The following is a 17,980-nucleotide window of genomic DNA, read 5'->3' as shown; positions in this document are numbered from 1 at the left end:
AAGAGGTGAAGCAATATGGAAAAAGTAATCCATGGTAAAATCATTGGTATTACGATGATTTTAGCTTTATTCCTTGGGTGTATTGGAGGTCCACAGCCAAATATAGAGAAAACTTCTCCCACTTCTACACTTGAGAATTCTCAAGTTCAGCCCACTTCAACTACCTCTCAAATAAGAGAAGAAATAATAAAACCTAAAGCCAAGTTCCCTGAAGGGTACTCTGATTTTGGAGGGTGGAAGGAGATAAGACTTGAGCCTTCTGGATACTTTAGAGTTGAAGTTGTAGATGGAAAATATTGGCTCGTTGATCCGGAGGGATATGTTTTTCTGTCAAAGGGCGTAAACGCGGTAAACTATCTGGGGGATCATTCGCCCAAACTGGGGTATGCTCCGTATTATGTTAACGTACTTCGGAAGTACGGGGATATAAACCTGTGGATCAACACCACCGTTAGTAGGATGGTCGAGTGGGGATTCAATACTGTGGGAGCTTGGTCTTCTCCTGAGCTGTATGAGTATTTCCCCCACACCGTTCTTCTAGATATTGCAGCAAAATATGGATTTAACTGGGAAAAAGGTACTATGCCAGACATTTTTAAGGACGATTTCGAGGAATACGTGAGGAAGGTTGTTTATTTCAATGTCGAACCACTGAAGAATAACCCCATGGTAATCGGATTCTTTACAGACAATGAGCTTCGCTGGGGTCCGGACTGGAGGTCGAGCAATCACCTTCTAGATGATTTCATGACTCTTCCCTCCGATGCTCCAGGAAAGAAAGTGGCTGTAGAAGTGCTCAAAGATGTTTTTGGCGGTAATATCTCTAAGCTAAACATGGAGCTTAAGACAAACTTTACGTCTTTTGATGAACTCCTTAACTATACCGGAAAGCTTCCCTCAACTGCTCTGTTCAATGAAGCTAGAAAGGAGTTCGTGAGGAGATATGCTGAGAGATATTTTAGTGTGGTAACGAAGGCAATAAGAGAAGTTGACCAGAATCACCTCATACTCGGGGTTAGGTTTGCGGTTTCTCCTTTCATAAGACCGCCCGATGAAGTTTTTGAGGTTGCAGGAAAATACGTTGATGTAATTTGCATAAACCTTTACAACTTTCCGGTAGCTCCAAAAGAATATCTCGATCATATACATGAGATCACAGGAAGGCCTATAATGATAACGGAGTTCTCCTTTAGAGCTATGGATTCAGGCCTTCCCAACACCAAAGGGGCAGGAATTACGGTAGAAACTCAAAAGGAAAGGGCGGAATACACCAGGCGTTTCATAGAGAGTTTCATAAAGCTTCCTTATGCAGTCGGCTACCACTGGTTTAAGTGGTCAGATCAGCCGAAGGAAGGCAGGTGGGACGGTGAGAACAGTAACTATGGTCTTGTGAACATTGAAGACGAGCCGTATGAGGAAATGGTTCAAATGTTTACTTCCCTCAACAGAGATCTTGAAAAGATTCACAAAGAAGGTTAATAAGGTGAGTGCCACGATGGACAGAGAGATTTTATGGGGAGTTTCACAGTCGGGCTTCCAATTTGAAATGGGTGATCGCTTCAACAGGAACTTAGACACAAGGAGCGATTGGTGGAAGTGGGTTAGAGATCCGGTTAATCTGAAAAAGGGGCTCGTGAGTGGTGACCTACCGGAGGAAGGTCCCAATAACTACGAGCTCTATCCTATAGATCGTTCACTGGCAAAGGAGCTCGGGCTCAACGCCTACTCACTCAACGTGGAATGGAGTAGAATATTTCCATGCCCAACGTATGAAGTCGAGGTAGATTACGAGCTTGATGGCAACGGGCTTGTTAAGAAAGTAAAAATAACTAAGGATACCCTTAGAGAGCTAGATGACATTGCAAACAGTGCGGAGGTCTACCATTATATGAGGGTACTCACAAATCTGAAGAAGCTGGGCTTTGAAATAGTTCTTACTCTTGTCCACTACACTCACCCGATATGGCTCCACGATCCCATTGAGTCAAGGGATACAAACCTAAAGAATGAGAGGAATGGATGGGTAAACCAGAGATCAATAATCGAGTTCACCAAGTTTGCGGCATACCTTGCCTACAAGTTTGGGCATCTTGTAGACATGTGGGCCACATTCAACGAACCAATGGTGATGATCGAGCTAGGATATCTCGCTCCTTACTCTGGATTCCCACCAGGAGTCATCAATCCACAACTCGCAAAGAAGGCCATCATTAACATAATAAACGCTCATGCGAGGGCATACGATGCAATAAAGGAGTTCGATAAAGAGAAATCTGGAGGTAAATCTAGAGAACCAGCCCAAATTGGCATAATAGCTAATAACGTAGGTACTTCGTATCCAAAAGATCCAAATGACCCAAGGGACATTAAGGCCGCCGAAATGACAGACTTCTTCCACAGTGGACTTTTGTTACAGGCACTAACCAAAGGGAACCTGAACATCGAGTTCGACATGGAGACGATGCTAAAGGTAAACCACCTAAAAAGACTCGACTGGATAGGGATTACTTATTACTCGAGAGAAGTTGTTACTCATTCCGAGCCCAAGTTCCAGGAAATTCCGATAACAGCTTTCAAAGGTGTCCCTAGATATGGGTACTCATGTCCACCAAACGAACTTTCAGCAGATGGGCATCCGGTCAGTGATCTTGGATGGGAAGTGTATCCAGAGGGGATTTACAACAGCATAAAGGTTGCCTCCTCTTATGGAAAGCCTGTTTACATACTTGAAAACGGAATCGCTGATTCCAAAGATGTTCTCCGGCCGTACTTTATTGCTTCCCACATAGCATACATAGAAAGGGCCGTTGAGGCCGGTTTCAATGTTGACGGTTACTTCCACTGGGCACTGACAGATAATTACGAATGGGCAATGGGCTTTAGAATGAGATTTGGCCTGTACGCTGTTGACATGATTACCAAAGAGAGGATTCCAAGGGAAGAAAGTGTTAGGGTGTACCGAGAGATCGTGAAGAACAACGGTATAACGAATAAAATTAAAACGAAGTACCTAAGGGAGGAGAGCATATGAAAACAATAGCGGTTGATGAAGAGACTTGGAACGCAATAAAGAAGCTCAAAACAAAGCTCGATGCTAGATCCTATGATGAAGTTCTCCGGATTCTAATAGAGACATGGCATTCCACTAACTTAAACCGAAAACTCGATGAAATAAGCCTGGACGATGAAGAAGGTGAGACAGCCCTGAAAATATTAAAACAGCTAAAAGAAAAGGAGGACTAACAATATGAAAATGCCCAAAAGGATAATGTTTGATAGCTCTTCCCTCCTGATAATGCACATGAAAAGAAACAAATCACTGCTCGAGTTGACTCTTTTGAACTTCGAAGTCCTTGTGCCACAGATCAGTATATATGAATATCTTGTTACAAAGGCTTTTCTTGGAAAAAATCTAGATCATGAGATGGCATTATTGAAGGAAATTTATCAAATAATTCCTCTGGAAGATGAAGTACTTACTAAAAGTGCCGTAATTATGAAAAATCTCATGAAAAATAGAGAAAAAATTTCCACTATTGATGTTTTAGTTGGGGTTGCGGCCATAGTAAAGAATGCTCTGCTGATAACAGATGATCCCAGTCGCTACAAGCCACTCACGAAATACGGATTGGATGTAATAAGCATTGAGAAGTTTGCTGAAGAGTTGAACCTCCTTGCCATTAGACTCTCGAAGAAAGATTCTGTAGCTAAGGTGATAGAAAACCAAAAATCTGTGAGGGGGGATTCTAATGGATAAAAAAGTTATAGGTATTCTGGTGCTGGTGCTAATCCTTGGAGGCTTCATAAGTGGGTGTCTGGGAAAGGACACTCAAACTCCCTCGCCTTCTCCGAGCACAACTTCGCTCTCTCAGACTACATCTTCTGAGACTTCAACAACCCAAACGTCCACTTCGACCATGCAAGTACCCACAAGAATTGAAACGAACGGGAGAGTCTGGGAGCTAATATGGCACGATGAGTTTGATGGTGATAGGGTAAATGAAGAGTACTGGACATTTGAGATAGGGAACGGTCATGCGTATGGAATCCCTGGGTGGGGAAACAATGAACTTGAATATTACTCTCCAAACAACACGATAGTGGAAAATGGGATGCTCATAATAGAGGCCAGAAAAGAGTGGGCAACTGACGAGTATGGAACTTATATGTATACTTCCTCCAGACTCAAAACTGAAGGTAAAGTTGAGTTCAAGCCTCCTGTGAGAGTTGAGGCCAGGATGAAGCTACCGAAAGGCAAAGGACTTTGGCCAGCTTTCTGGATGCTGGGGTCTAACATAAGAGAAGTCGGCTGGCCCCAATGCGGTGAGATAGACATAATGGAGTTCCTGGGTCATGAGCCAAGAACTGTTCACGGCACGGTTCATGGTCCTGGATACTCAGGAGGACGAGGAATAACTGCAAGTTATACACTCCCTGAAGGAGTCCCCGACTTCACCGAAGATTTCCACGTCTTTGCCATTGAGTGGTTTCCAGATAGAATGGAGTGGTATGTGGACGGAGAACTCTATCATGTGGTTACAAGGGAGCAGGTTGAGAGCATGGGTTATGAGTGGGTCTTTGACAAGCCCTTTTACATAATCATAAATCTTGCAGTCGGTGGAAATTGGCCTGGAAGACCTGATGCAACTACAAAGTTTCCGGCTAGGATGTATGTGGACTACGTTAGGGTATACAAGCTGGTTGAGAGTTAAAATCCTTAGGGGGTGATGGAGATGAGAGAGAATTTCGATTCAAAGGGTCGCTTCATCATAGAGAACTACAACCGCTGGAAACCATTTGCGAGCTTTTTACCTGGAATAGCTGGAAAGAAAGGAATACCAATGTGGGTGTTCTATGTAAACCGGGGGCAATGCATAAGCTCCTTTGGAATACAAGACAAAGATCACCCAATAATGGAGTTCAACTCAGCGGTTAGAGCATATCAAAACATCAGAATCCTCGGTTTCAGAACCTTCATCAAGCTCTCTGAGGAGGGAGTGTTTTATGAGCCCTTTACTCTTCAAGATAGCGAGGAGATAAGACAAAGAATGTATGTCGGGAGAAACGAACTGGAGATAGAAGAGATACACGAAAGGTTAGGACTAAGTATAAATGTTCTCTACTACACCCTGCCTCAAGAGAAAATACCAGCCCTCATCAGGATTGTCACCATAAGAAACATCTCTTCTACCCCAAGAAAGCTGGAGATACTTGATGGAATGCCCATTATCATTCCCTACGGAGTCAACGATTACGTCATAAAGCACATGGCTACCCTCATCAAAGCATGGATTGAGGTCTTTAACCTTGAGAAGAAGATGCCCTTCTTTAAGTTGAAGTCTTCAACAGAGGATGTTCCCAAGGTCACAGAACTTACGGAGGGAACATTTTACATCTCATTTGTCAAGAGAAACGGCAAAAGTGAGCTCGTAAAGCCCATAGTTGATCCCGACGTGGTTTTCGGAGACGATACATCCATGATAACTCCTGAAAACTTCATTAAGACTCCTCTAAGAGAACTTCTCAACAGAAAGCAAGTCACATTCAACAAAATACCCTCCGCATTCTCTCCAGTTGAAGTGGAGCTAAAGGCTAACGAAGAAGTAAAAATCCACACTGTAATAGGTTATGTGCCTCACATATCCATTCTCGACCACTATGGGCCAAAATTCGCAGACGAGAAATACCTTTGGACAAAGTACGAGGAAGGTAACAACATAATCGAAGAAATCGTAAGTGACATCTGGACTAAAACCTCCTCCCAGCTCTTCGATGAGTATGTGAAGCAGTGCTACCTCGACAACGTCCTGAGAGGTGGTTATCCCATAGTTCTGAACGAGGAAAAGCCCTTCGTTTATTACCTGTACCTGAGGAAGCACGGCGACCAGGAGAGGGACTATAATTACTTTGTCCTAACCCCTGAGTATTATTCTACTGGAAACGGCAACTACAGGGACGTTAACCAGAACAGGCGAGAAAACGTCTTTTTCCATCCCGAAATTGGGAACTACGACATAAGATTCTTTATGAGTCTCATCCAGGCGGACGGGTACAATCCACTCGTCATAAACGGAGTAAAGTATCACCTTGTCTCAGAGGACACGTCCTTCCTTGAGGATCTCGTAGATAAGCCAGAGGTTCTATCTGAGGCCTTAAAGGAGCCATTCACTCCTGGGAGGCTTTTAATGTTCATGGAGGAGAACAACATAAAGCTCAAGGTTTCTGAAGAGGAGTTCTTAAGAACCCTACTGAAGCACTGCGAAGAGGAGATAGACGCTGTCCATGGCGAAGGCTACTGGTGCGATCATTGGACATATAATCTGGATCTAATAGAGAGCTATCTCGGCATATATCCTGATAAGAAGCGAGAACTGCTCTTTGAAGACCGTAGCTATACCTACTATGACAACACAATGATCGTGCTTCCGAGGTCTAAGAGATACGTGCTTGAAAACGGAAAGATCAGACAATACAATTCTCTCATAGAAGATAAAGAGAAGAAAGCCCTTATAGAGTCGAGGAAGAAATATAAACACGTCATGAGAGCAGAAAAGGGAAGAGGTGAGATATACAGGACGACTCTTGCAACAAAGCTTCTCAACTTAGCACTCGTCAAGTTCGCAACGCTCGATCCGGCTGGGGTTGGGATAGAGATGGAAGCCGGTAAACCTGGATGGTACGATGCTCTCAATGGGCTTCCGGGACTCTTTGGCTCCTCGGTGGGAGAAACCGCAGAGCTTTTGAGGCTCTTCAACTTCCTGATTGAAGCCTTTGAGGAGTTCCCTGAGGCCGAGCTTGATATCCCTGTAGAGGTTTGGAGGCTCTTCACAGAAGAAGTTAAGCTCGTTGAAGAATACAATAGTAGGGAAGATGAAAACAAAGATCACTGGCTTTGGGAGGCTCTTTCGGATCTTCGCGAGTGGTATAGGGAGGAAACGAAGCTTGGCTTTGATGGAAGAGAGGTTAAGGTCAAGGCCAGAGAACTTGTTGATAGTCTGAAGATTCTCCGCGAAAAGCTGAGAGTGAGTCTTGAAAAGGCGATAGAAGAAAACAACGGAATAATGCCAATGTACTTCTATTATGAACCTGTGGAATATGAGCTCAGCGAAAACGGAGAGATAAGAATACTAAAGTTTGAGCAAAGGAAGATGCCACTCTTCCTTGAGGGTGTTGTCAAGCAAATGAAAATAACCAAAGAAAAAGGTCTCCTAAAGGAACTCTACCAGAAAGTTAAGAAGAGCGAGCTTTATGACAAGAAGCTGAAGATGTACAAGCTTAACGCACCTCTAAAAGACTGTTCAATAGAGATAGGCAGGGCCAGAGCTTTCACCCCTGGGTGGTTGGAAAATGAATCTATATGGCTCCACATGGAGTACAAGTACATGCTTGAACTTATAAGAAATGGCCTCTACGAAGAGTTCTACGACGACTTTAGGAATGTAATAGTTGCTTTCCTTGATCCGACCATTTACGGAAGGAGTCCCCTTGAAAACTCATCCTTCATAGTCAGCAGTGCCTACCCCGACGAGTCCCTTCACGGAAGGGGCTTCGTGGCAAGGCTTACAGGGGCAAACGCTGAATTCCTGAGCATCTGGAAGAACATGTTTATAGGAGACAAGCCGTTTACCTTTGAAAACGGCGAGCTCAGGCTAACATTTGCACCGGCACTTCCGGGGTGGCTGTTTGACGAAGAGGGGAAGGTGAGCTTTAACTTCCTTGGAAAGTGCAGGGTCACCTACCACAATCCAGCTAAAAAAGACACTTGGAAACTCGACCTAAACAAGGCAAAAATAATCTTGCATCTTGAAGATGGAAGCAGAGTAGAGGTAAATGGAAATACGCTCAGGGGAGAGCATGCACTGATGGTTAGGGAGGGCAGGGTGAGAGAGATCAACATTTACCTGCCGGAGGAGTGAAAATGGTGTTGTTATCTTTTCCTTTTTAATATTCCCAAGAGGTGGTAAAGATGAAGGTTGCCGTTGTTACTGGTGCATCAAAGGGAATAGGGAGGGCCATTGCAAAGGCTCTAGCAAAAGAGGGCTATAAACTTGCACTTGGTGCGAGAAGCGTTGAAATGCTCGAAGAGCTTTCCAGAGAAATAGGAGGTGCTTTCTACTCCTACCTAGACGTTTCAAAGCCAGAAAGCGTTGCGGAGTTTGCGGAGAAGGTTCTTAAGGAGTTTGGTGGTGTTGACTTGCTTGTTGCAAATGCAGGAATACCAATGGGTGGAAGGTTGGATGAAGTTAGTGAAGAAGATATGAAGAGAGTTTTTGATGTCAATACCTTCGGCGTCTGGAGAACTATAAAAGCCTTCCTGCCGAGTTTGAAGGAGAGAAAAGGTACTGTAGTGGTTGTGACTTCATATATCTCAACAATGATTCTCCCAAATGCCGGACCCTATGTCGCCAGTAAGTGGGCAGCAAGGGCAATCACAAAGACCTTCCAATTGGAGAATCCGGAAGTGAAGTTCATAGAGCTTCGTCCTGGAAAAGTTGATACCTACTTCTACGGAAAACCCGGAAGAAAAATAGAAGAGGGATTTATGAAACCAGAAGACGTCGCAGAGCTCTTAATTTCCCTTCTAAAGCTCCCAGAGCATGTGCTCGTTGAAGACGTGCTTTTCAGATCAATTTACTAATTTGGCTCCTACCTTTTTGTTTTTCAGACTGCTCAGTCCTTTGAGGCTCACTTTTAGGCGGCACCATGAGCTTCATTCCAAGGAAGACCTCTATGTAAACCATGTTGAGGTAATCAGATGAACGGAGGCTAAGCCCTACAAGAATGGCGGAGAATCCTGTTGTGATACACTTCGCTCAGATGCTCAGGTCGGCAATAGGCTCCCAAGAGGATGATTCAAGATGATTTAAACCTCGTACTCTACTCCAGATATGAGGACTTTCTCAGAATAATACTTGCTCAGGGAGCATAGAAAAGGTCTTTTACCTCACGGGGAGACCTTTGGCCTGGCCAAAAAGCACTAGGGGCTCGTGATAGTAATGACCAACAAGTACTTCGTGGGCACGTGCAGCCAGATAATGAACATCAGACCGTGAGGTTCTTCAGGTCCTTTCCAGAGTTCTCTGATTTTTATCCAAACAAGGAATTCTCTCTAAAAGGGCTTAAATCAAAGCTAATCAAAAAGAGAAACTAGTTACTGAAGGGTTTACCCCTTTATACTTTGCCATCAGCTCGATGCTAACTTCCTATCATATCGAATGGATGAAGCAATGGTCTGAGTTATGTTAAGGGAGATGGATCAAAATTCTTCAGGTTCTATTTGATACTCTTCTTAGACTTGATGCTAGGACAAAGATTGCCAGAATAAAAGAGATAAGGCTCAGGTACCTGATGGGAGCGAAGGGATCTTTGAATTTCAGCTCAAGAACGTGACTTCCACCGGGAAGCGCGACTTCAATCAGGCCGAACTCCTTATTCCTCTTTATTTCGACCTCTTTTCCATCAACATAGGCTTTCCAGTGCGGGTAATAGTTCTCGCTTACAATGACTGTTGAGGCGTGGGAGAGATTGAACTTTAATTTGATATATCCATCTTTTATGTCAATAATATTGTAAGAAACTTTTGGTGGTTTAATGAAATCCGCTAGTAATTCTATTAGTATATCTCTTTCATACTTGTTGTCGTTGTATACTGCGTGGTAGGGAAGGTTCAGGCCGATGAAGTATATTCTACCGGAGCCGTAGTCTTTGTATCCAAGCACGGTGTAGTTTCCAAGCTTCATCAGGGGAATTAAATCGCCCTCGTAGGCTGTGGCGGTCCATGGCTGGCCTTCATAGGTAAAGTTCGAGAACGCCGAGACGTTGTAGATGGAAGAGCTCAGGTTTGCCCTTCCGAAGACCCTAACTATCACGGACTTAACTCCAAAGCGCGTGGCCTCCGCATCTGGACTGGGGAACGTGTTGAGCACGAGAATTCCGCCCTTTTTGACGTAATCCTCTAACTTCTTCCATACCAGTGGATCCCGGTACTTATAGGCATTGAGGATAACGAGGGAGTATTCGTTCAGGTTATCTGCATAATCATCTATGTATTCAGCCCTTTCGTAGGAAACGCCGAGACCAAATGGCCAGCTCCCCACGACGAGAACACTTGATTTTGGCTGGAGGAACGTGAAGTTCTTCCAGCGGTAAAGGTGGAATGAACCGGAAGAGTAAACCTCTTCAAAGCCGAGGTGCTTGAGGTTTCTGACTATGTCCTTGTAACCCTGGTAGTTCTCGTCCACTATAACGTACTTTACGGAGTAAGCCTTAAGGGCCTTCTCAGCGAATCCGGGGTCTTTTTCAATCGCGTAGTTTAGGTATGAGTGCTGTGGATACGCTGGATCCCCCTGCCTGTACCATCCTTCGAGGGCCGGTTTCCTCGCAAGGGCAGGCGCCCAGGACACCCTTGAACCCTGGGTTATCCAGAGGCCCGGCTGATAAAACCTCCAGCCGGTTGAGCCATCGTTTCCAATGTAGTTGAGAACCGCAAGATAATTCCCGGGGAAGGTCTCGGCCTTTAATGAACCCCTTTGAAACCTGACGTCAGAAAGGGAGAACACAATTAAAAAAGCAAGGAGAAGCCCAACCACGGCCTTCCTCCTTTCCGAACTGCTTCCAATTTTTTGGGGGATAATCTCAAAGAGGGTTTCAAAGAGAGCACCGATGCCAAGTGCTCCAACAAGAGAAAGACCATCGAGCCACCTGTATGGTGGAATCATGTCAAGGAGGGGAAGCCTGTTGAGGAACGGAACCGGACCGTAATAGCCAAGGGAGAGCAGGATGGCCATTAGGGACGCCCCAAGGAGACCCGCTCCGAGAGCTTTCTCCTCTTCCCTTCTCTTTAAGAGGACTGCAACTCCAATGAGCCCCAGGTAGAAGGCTATCCCCTGATAAAATGACCAAGGGGATGTAGGGAACAGTAAATCCCCCAGCTTAACGCTCTGGAACTTAAAGAGGTATTCAATGCTGTTCTCCTTTAGAAAGTGGGCGTTGCTCCTCTCCAACAAAAACGGGAGAACCCAAAAGGATGAAATCGAAAGGGCAGTAATGCCGGCTATGAGTGTGTTAAGGGCTATATCCCTAACACCCATTTTCCTCGTTATCCAAACATAGGGGACAAGAAACAGCACTATCAGCCCGAAACTCACGAAGAGGGTGTGGTGTGCGAGGCCCACAGTGGCCAAGAAGAGCCCTGAAAGCACGGAATAACGCCAGTCCCTCCTTGTTATATGGAGCAGGGCAAGGATTAGAAGGGGGGCGAGGTTCAGGGCAATGAACCTCGGAAAGTTTCCCTCTGGGGATAGAACTCTAAGATGATAGATCGAGAACGCGTAGACTACTCCAGATAGATACGAAGACGCATCGGAGAAGCCAAGCTCTTTTAGGAGGAGCCTCATGGAAACCGCTCCAGCCAGAATAGCGAACAAAACCGCGAGCTTGTAGCCTAAAATTGCCGATGAGGTGAGCTTCCCAAAGAAGGCACCGATGAAGTATGCCAGAGGAGGATAGAACCTCAGGAGGGGGTATCCGCCGTACCAGTCCTCAATCCATGGGGAATAACCTTCCATAAGCTTCCATATCTTGAAGAGGTGGCCGTAAGCGTCTCCTCCCCAAGAAGGGGAATAACCGCTTCCGAGGAAGTTCCTGAGTATTAGCAGGGACAGCAGAAAAACCGAAAGGAGAAAGAGAGCCTCACGGAGTTTAGCCCTCTCGATTCTAACCATTTCTTCACCCCGTGCCAATTATTGAAGAGAGGTAATTGAATAATGGCTTAAGGAATGGAAACTCTGGAACTTGACTACTGTAGGTAACCTCTGCTCCACTTTTACCATCGTTGGCACCTTTAAGCTCCCATGTAAAGAAATCATCTTGACCATCTTCAAAGTCCTCACTTACAGTTTTCCCATTGTTGAGATTACCCTTCCCGTAAGTATAAACAACGTTGTCTATAAACAAGTCAAACGTTTTCCCTCCGTCAAATATTCCTCCAGCTGCAATGTAGCTTATATCCCACGGAGTGTTCCAAGACTCTTCGTACACTAACTGGCCATCTATGTAATAATTTATCTTGCTTATCCATCCGAACGAATCATAAACAACTTCAATCTTGTATGTGTGCGGGGAGGATCCTGCAATCTTAGTGTCATATACCGGAATATCACTGGATGGATCATTTGTATCAGAGAAAATAACCACTGTCCCGTTCTTCCAGAAGAATCCCCAGGCATTTCCCCAGCTATCTACTATGGCCATGATGGCTACATATTGCGTCCCACTGGTGTAATTGAGCGCATAGGCATCCCACTGGATGCTAATAGGATACTCCTTGGATTTGACCCCTCTGTATACATAATAGGAGCTCTGCAGACTATGATCCCACACGTGGAGCATCTTCCCGCTCATCTGGGCACCGCTAACGTTGCCTAACCCGATGAGGATGAGAATGACAGCGATCCCTACAATCCCCACTCTCGCTAACTTCATTCCAATCATCTCTCTCACCTCAAAGACAATTCCCCGTTTATATTTATAACATATTTAGTCAGAACTTCGAACGAATTAGATTAGCCTAACTCCTAAAAAAATTATACACTAGAAATTTTAAACCTTTCTCCCCAAAAATTGGGAAAAATCCTCAAAATTTGTGGGACTCCCCCGAGGATTTCAGACCCAGCAAGAATGCATGGGCTACGAGAAGAACCACAAGGAGGAACAGAAGTATGGGGCCTATGGTATAGTGAAATAAATTGAAAACTCCTTCTCCAACTCTGTGATACAAGTATATGGAAAAGAACACGCGGAGGATGTTCACAATGTATATTGTGGAAACGCCAAACATCCATTCTATGGGTTTCCTCTTAAGCCCCGGAAGGAGAAGGTAGATAAGCGTGTAGAGGGTCATACTAAACACTCCACTACACTGCCAAGTTATCTCAAAGGACATCCTGTCAGCGGGAATGTAAATCTGGTTGCCAATGAGATAGTTCTCTATCCCAAAGGCTTTCAGCAGGAAATTTATGTTTGAAGCCTCAATCTTCGTGAGGGGCTTACCGATCACGGAGCCAATCAGCAAAGTTACTATCGGAAACACCGTGAGATACACCACCAGTATCAGAACGTTTTTCTTCTCCCTGGACAGCTTCATAACTTCCATCCTCCCGTTTCCTTATGAGGCCGTATTCCTCCATTATGGAAAGGTTGTGATGAACTGTGGACTTGCTTAAGCCAAGCAGACTGGCAAGTTCACTTACTCCCCTCGGTCTTTCTTTGAGGAGAGTATAAATCCTTCCCCGCGTCTCGTTCTCAAGGATAAAAAGTTTAATCGCCTCCTCCTTCTTCCCAATTGGATAAAAGACAAGGGTGTTGCCCACAGAGACTTCTTCAAGGAGCTTTGCCCTCGTGAGGACACGCAGGTGCCATTTTGCATTGGTTCTTGATATACCGAACGTGGAAACCACATCGGTAAGAGTTGAATAACCTTTTGCCTTTATATATTCGTATATCCCTCTTCTCGTAGGATTCTTCAAAACGTCCTCAGGGGGTGTGAGGAAGCGGCCAACAACGATCACAGGGATGGACTTAATCCACTCCCGGAACTTTTGTACCTGGGGATTGTTCGAAATCGCCACATATCCAGCCAACGCCACCGCCCCAATTGCACTGCCAACCAGAACTGCCTTAGACGGACCCGCGTGTGAGTAGTACCTTATAAGTGCGACAACAAATTCCGGCACGGCGGGATTGCGGGTGTCTAGGAAGTAGGCCGCTGGATTAATGCCCACTATCACCAGCTTTCCCCTTCCCAGGGGAACCTCCGTCACTATTGCAATTCCTTCTGATTCAAGGGGAACCTTTGAGTTCTTTGCCTTTACAAGGACGAGCCCGTACCTGTCGGAGTCGTACCCGAACTCCTTAAACTTCAGGATGTCGTTGGGTTTTATTGTAATTATCCCCATACTAGTGTAGTTTAATCTCACTCCAGTGAGCTCTAAAATGGCGGGGTTTATTTTTTCAACTGCCCTTACTGTATTCAGTCCGATTATAACCGTCTTCCCCCGTTTTGCCTCTCCTATAAGTTCAACTGGAAGGTTCCTATTGCTATCGTTCAGGAAAGCGTAGTTTATATCAAGAGCAACTACCAGGTCTCCAGATGGCTTATCACTCAGCACAATCCCGGTACGATTTGAAACGGCGTGGTAGAGCGGGATATCACCCTGATCGGAAGAAATGTAAACCACTGAGAATGCCGCAACCAGCGGTAAAAGGGTGAAGAGGACGACTGCAATAAGCACGAATACCTGTGAAACTCTCACCATCCCTGAACCACCCCCCGGAGAAACCTTAAAGTGGCATCAAGTTTTGCCAGAGAGAGGAGGGAGTTGTAAAAAACGTAGTACAGGAAAATCGCGGGAAGGTTTCTCAAAGCATCCTTAGGATCTCTCTCAATGGCCCTGGCAGTGCCGCTTATAAAGACGCCGGGTATGTACTGCACGAAGAAAACGAAGAGAAACAGGAACACCATAACGTCCGGCGGCAGGTTTATGTCGGTTATGGATATGCCCAGGAAGTACCTAAAAAGGACGATAATCGGCAGGAGAATTATTCCTATGATCTGGATAACTGCAAGAACGTATTCCAGCACAATAAGATGCAGGAACATGAAAATGCCCTTCTCCCCGTATTTTGGGTTTAGTATGAGGTCATGATGTTTTCGCATGACCTGGAGGCCGCCATAGTACCACCTTATTCTTTGTCTGTACAGCCTCCTCCAGCTTTCCTCCGGCTCCGTGTACACCACTGCACTGGGTTCAAAATTTGAGTCAAGACCAGCCCTGAAGGATATAACTGTCAGGTCGAAGTCCTCAGCTAAGGTGTCCTTAGGAAGCGCAGGTAGGGATTTTATGAAGTAAGCCTTAAACGCTGAGAACGCACCGGGAACTACCAGCAACCAGCCCAAGTATCCCTGAATTCTCCTCCCTATCTCAAATGAGTGTAGAAACTCAATCTCCTGGAATTTCTCGATGAGGCTTCCAAATCGCCGCTCAATTCGAATAACTCCTGTCGAGATTCCTATCATGGGACGTTCATAGAGATTCTCTACTATCCTGCGCAGAGAATACCCGTTTCCAAAATATGAATCCGCGTCCATCGTTATTACAACTTCTCCCTTCGCAGATTTTATTCCATCCTCCAGGGATTGGGCTTTTCCGAGGTTCTTTTCGTGCCTGATTATCCTCACTCCATACCTCGATGCTATCTCGCCAGTCCCATCCTCACTTCCGTCGTCAACGATTATAACCTCCACAAGGTCGTGAGGATAGTCCTGATACTCTATGCTCTCAATTAGTCTCTCTATGTTGAGGGCCTCATTATGAGCGGGCACAACAATTGATACTCTTGGATAGAACCGGGGAAGTTTGATACGTCCTTCATTCGAGCGATAATAGAGATAGAATATGAAATAGGCTGTATAAACAAGTATGATGAAAGCGCCCGTAAGATAGAACAGATAACGGACGAATGAATAAACGGAGTATCTATCAACCACCCCTCCAAAAATGATCAGGACAGCCCTCCAACTGGCCCACTGCAGGAAGGAATACTCCAGATAGACAACATACGCGGAGATTATAAATGCGGAGATGTACGAGAGAACCTTCCTCCTCATTCCTTAAGCCACCTCGACAGAGCCCTAGTAGGATAGACCTCGTAGTCAAAGGGCATTTTTCTTATCTCAACGACTCCATACCTTGACATCTCCCTGAGAAGTTGTAGGACTTCGTAGGGGGGCATGTTTGAAGAATGAGCTAGATCGAGGATTGTAACTCCCGGGTGATTGATAATCTTCTCCATTAAGCTAGGATATTTCTCAACTGCCCAAGCCCCGACGCCCTCCGCTTCGAGGCCATGAAGTGTTATTAGATAATCCTTCTCACCCAGACGAGATATGTCCAAGATACTAACCTTTCTTTTCAACTTTAGGATTGCTATGCAAAACTTTAGGCGCCGGACTTTCTCTCCCATCTCCTCTGAAAGTTCGGATATAGTAACTCCTCTCATGATTGAAACAGTCTCAAGGGTACTAATACACCTTTTTCTATGCTTGATAAGGCCCCAGAGCCGTACTAAGGGAGCCGCGAAGAAAATCGTAAGTCCTAAGGGCATTAAGCCAAAGTAAGCAAGGATTTCAAGGAGGATGAAAACGAGCAATCCTAATGTAAGAGGGTGCAAAGTAACCCTCTTCAGAATGATCAGGGCTTTTTCTGTATTGCTGATTGTGGGTGGGTTTTTTCTCTCTTTCAGAGCTTCGCTGGAAACCTCCAAATAGAGATCCAAAAAAGAGCGATCCCCCTCAACGTAGGCCTTTACCGGATTAAATGTTATTAAAACTGCAACTCCTGAGCCGTAATGGTTCAGAGTTATAGCAGGTTTCTCATTCTTGTAGGTTGAGATAACCTTTGCTCCCTCTGGTCTGACGATTACTTCTTGATAGGTGTCGTTGTAAGGGTAAACCCTGCCGTTGAACACTACATCCCACTCTTCAGTGTCATTTTTCGGCTTTTCCAGTCTGAGTAGCCTTACCCCAAAGACCTCGTCTAACTTTTTGCTCCAGCTCTGGACATAGGTGTTAAGGCCAATGATCAAGACTCCACCACTCTGAACGTACTCTGCTAATGTCTCTATCTCGCCTTCACTTAATCTTCCGCCCTCTGTCCACTGGACGTTTAGATCAGGGATCCAGATTTCATCGTATCTTGAGAGATACAGAATATCAGAGAGGGTGGAACGGTCGTCCGGAAGATCTTTGCCAAGATAAATGATATCAACGTTATCACCAAAGGAATTTGCCAGAATAACATCTCCAAGATCACTACAGATAAACAGGATTCTGTGGTTTTGATTCTGCAGGGGGTCTGAGCTAACCAGGCCTGAAGAACTCAGCAGGATTATCATTATTAGCACTATTGAGGTTTTTAGATACAATTTCCTTCCCCTCAGAGATTTTATTTTGGAAGTTTAAGTTGTTACTTAGAAAGTGCAGGTTGAAGCTATTAGTACTTATTGGTTTCAGCCTTTAAAAATCTATCTTATAGTAACAAGATACTGTTAGGATAAGCGGTAGGGCGTTAGGTTTAAGTTTCTGATAATTTTTCAGAAAAAGAAGGGAGAGAAATGAAGGCTGAGAGCATTCTATACTCACTGATTTCAGTCTTAAAACCTTTTCGCCGCAACAAAATCCCACCAGAAAAGAAAATCAGAGCAGTAGAACTATACCTGCGAGGCCTCAGCTACAGACAAGTCGGAAAAATCCTCAAAATCAGCCACACAACAGTCTGGGAGGCAGTTCAAAAACTAGCAGAAGCAGTTTACCAGCCAACACTCCTCGCAGTAAGAAAACAGAGGAATTTTATCGCAGTTGATGAGACTGTCGTAAAAATCAACGGGGAGAAGAGATTTCTCTGGGCTGCACTTGACGTTGAGAGCAGGGAAGTTCTCGCAGTCTGGATTACAACAACCAGAAACTGGTGGATTGCTAGAGACTTCATTCTGGTTGTTTTGAAATCCTGCAAAGGACAGCCTGTTTTTCTGGTTGATGGTGGGAAGTGGTACAAGTCTGCTTTTAAATCCCTTGGACTGGATTTTGTTCACGTAACCTTCGGGCCGAGGAACTGTATTGAACGCTGGTTCAGGACTTTAAAAGAAAGAACAAAGCGTTTCTGGAATAATTTCAGGGCTAGAGACTGGAGGAGGGTTCACAGGTTTGTTTTTCTGTTTGCGTTCTGGTATAATTTTGTTAGGTTTCATTCTCGGTTTGGTTGTCCGCCTGGTGATGTGACTGAGTGGCTTCAAGAGGTGATGCCCCAGTTATCCTGACAGTATCACTGCGATGAAGTTTCGCTGTTTTTTGACTGCGAGGATTTTTGGCTTGTAAACTGCTTCTGCGAGTTTTTGGACGGCCTCCCAGACTGTTACGTGACTG

At 45.0% G+C, this 17,980-nt stretch carries 14 protein-coding genes and 1 pseudogene; 8 read left to right on the top strand and 7 right to left on the bottom strand.

Annotated elements, in window-relative coordinates; genetic code table 11:
• The first annotated feature begins 15 nt into the window (after positions 1-15).
• The 7 genes from H5T41_08970 to H5T41_08940 are packed head-to-tail and all read left to right on the top strand — an operon-like array spanning position 16 to position 8,638.
• Positions 16-1,479 carry a beta-agarase gene (locus H5T41_08970; protein MBC7108895.1) on the top strand — a complete coding sequence of 488 codons (1,464 nt, stop codon included), beginning with the start codon at positions 16-18 and terminating at the stop codon, positions 1,477-1,479.
• Between the two features lie 16 nt (positions 1,480-1,495).
• Positions 1,496-3,031, top strand: a complete 1,536-nt coding sequence (locus tag H5T41_08965; GenBank protein ID MBC7108894.1) for a glycoside hydrolase family 1 protein — start codon at positions 1,496-1,498, stop codon at positions 3,029-3,031.
• The gene (locus H5T41_08960) at positions 3,028-3,243 is read left to right on the top strand and encodes a hypothetical protein (GenBank protein MBC7108893.1); all 216 of its coding nucleotides are present in this window, start codon (positions 3,028-3,030) and stop codon (positions 3,241-3,243) included. Before H5T41_08965 ends, H5T41_08960 begins: the two co-directional genes overlap by 4 nt.
• Positions 3,244-3,247: 4 nt before the next feature.
• On the top strand, positions 3,248-3,757 hold the full coding sequence (locus tag H5T41_08955; GenBank protein ID MBC7108892.1) for a VapC toxin family PIN domain ribonuclease: 510 nt from the start codon (positions 3,248-3,250) through the stop codon (positions 3,755-3,757).
• On the top strand, positions 3,750-4,712 hold the full coding sequence (locus H5T41_08950; protein ID MBC7108891.1) for a glycoside hydrolase family 16 protein: 963 nt from the start codon (positions 3,750-3,752) through the stop codon (positions 4,710-4,712). Before H5T41_08955 ends, H5T41_08950 begins: the two co-directional genes overlap by 8 nt.
• A gap of 21 nt (positions 4,713-4,733) precedes the next feature.
• Positions 4,734-7,916: a cellobiose phosphorylase gene (locus H5T41_08945; GenBank protein ID MBC7108890.1), complete on the top strand. Its 3,183-nt coding sequence runs from the start codon at positions 4,734-4,736 to the stop codon at positions 7,914-7,916.
• Positions 7,917-7,966: 50 nt separating this feature from the next.
• Positions 7,967-8,638, top strand: a complete 672-nt coding sequence (locus H5T41_08940) for an SDR family oxidoreductase (GenBank protein MBC7108889.1) — start codon at positions 7,967-7,969, stop codon at positions 8,636-8,638.
• Positions 8,639-9,266: 628 nt separating this feature from the next.
• On the opposite strand, the gene H5T41_08935 is transcribed toward H5T41_08940, so the two are convergent.
• From H5T41_08935 to H5T41_08910, 6 genes are all read right to left on the bottom strand, one after another.
• Positions 9,267-11,723 (bottom strand): hypothetical protein, encoded by a 2,457-nt coding sequence (locus H5T41_08935; protein ID MBC7108888.1) that lies wholly within the window; start codon positions 11,721-11,723, stop codon positions 9,267-9,269.
• Between the two features lie 4 nt (positions 11,724-11,727).
• On the bottom strand, positions 11,728-12,492 hold the full coding sequence (locus H5T41_08930; GenBank protein ID MBC7108887.1) for a hypothetical protein: 765 nt from the start codon (positions 12,490-12,492) through the stop codon (positions 11,728-11,730).
• Between the two features lie 142 nt (positions 12,493-12,634).
• The gene (gene artF / locus H5T41_08925) at positions 12,635-13,144 is read right to left on the bottom strand and encodes an archaeosortase family protein ArtF (protein ID MBC7108886.1); all 510 of its coding nucleotides are present in this window, start codon (positions 13,142-13,144) and stop codon (positions 12,635-12,637) included.
• Entirely contained in the window at positions 13,047-14,315 is a 1,269-nt protein-coding gene (locus tag H5T41_08920; protein MBC7108885.1) for a helix-turn-helix domain-containing protein, read from the bottom strand. The genes artF and H5T41_08920 overlap by 98 nt, the downstream gene beginning before the upstream one ends.
• Positions 14,309-15,667, bottom strand: coding sequence for a glycosyltransferase (locus H5T41_08915; GenBank protein MBC7108884.1), 1,359 nt, complete (start codon positions 15,665-15,667; stop codon positions 14,309-14,311). Before H5T41_08915 ends, H5T41_08920 begins: the two co-directional genes overlap by 7 nt.
• Positions 15,664-16,953, bottom strand: coding sequence for a beta-galactosidase trimerization domain-containing protein (locus H5T41_08910; protein ID MBC7108883.1), 1,290 nt, complete (start codon positions 16,951-16,953; stop codon positions 15,664-15,666). The genes H5T41_08915 and H5T41_08910 overlap by 4 nt, the downstream gene beginning before the upstream one ends.
• Positions 16,954-17,172: 219 nt before the next feature.
• Here H5T41_08910 and H5T41_08905 point away from each other — a divergent pair, with 219 nt between their 5' ends.
• A complete protein-coding gene (locus H5T41_08905) occupies positions 17,173-17,874 on the top strand; it encodes an IS6-like element ISPfu2 family transposase (protein ID MBC7108882.1) in 702 nt (233 codons plus the stop codon).
• A 6-nt stretch (positions 17,875-17,880) separates the two neighbouring features.
• Here the strand turns inward: H5T41_08905 and H5T41_08900 are convergent.
• Positions 17,881-17,980, bottom strand: a pseudogene (locus H5T41_08900) (IS6 family transposase).

The sequence above is a fragment of the Methanomassiliicoccales archaeon genome, assembly GCA_014361295.1.
Classification (GTDB): Archaea; Thermoplasmatota; Thermoplasmata; order Methanomassiliicoccales; family JACIVX01; genus JACIVX01.
This window is presented reverse-complemented; position numbering and strand designations above follow the sequence as displayed.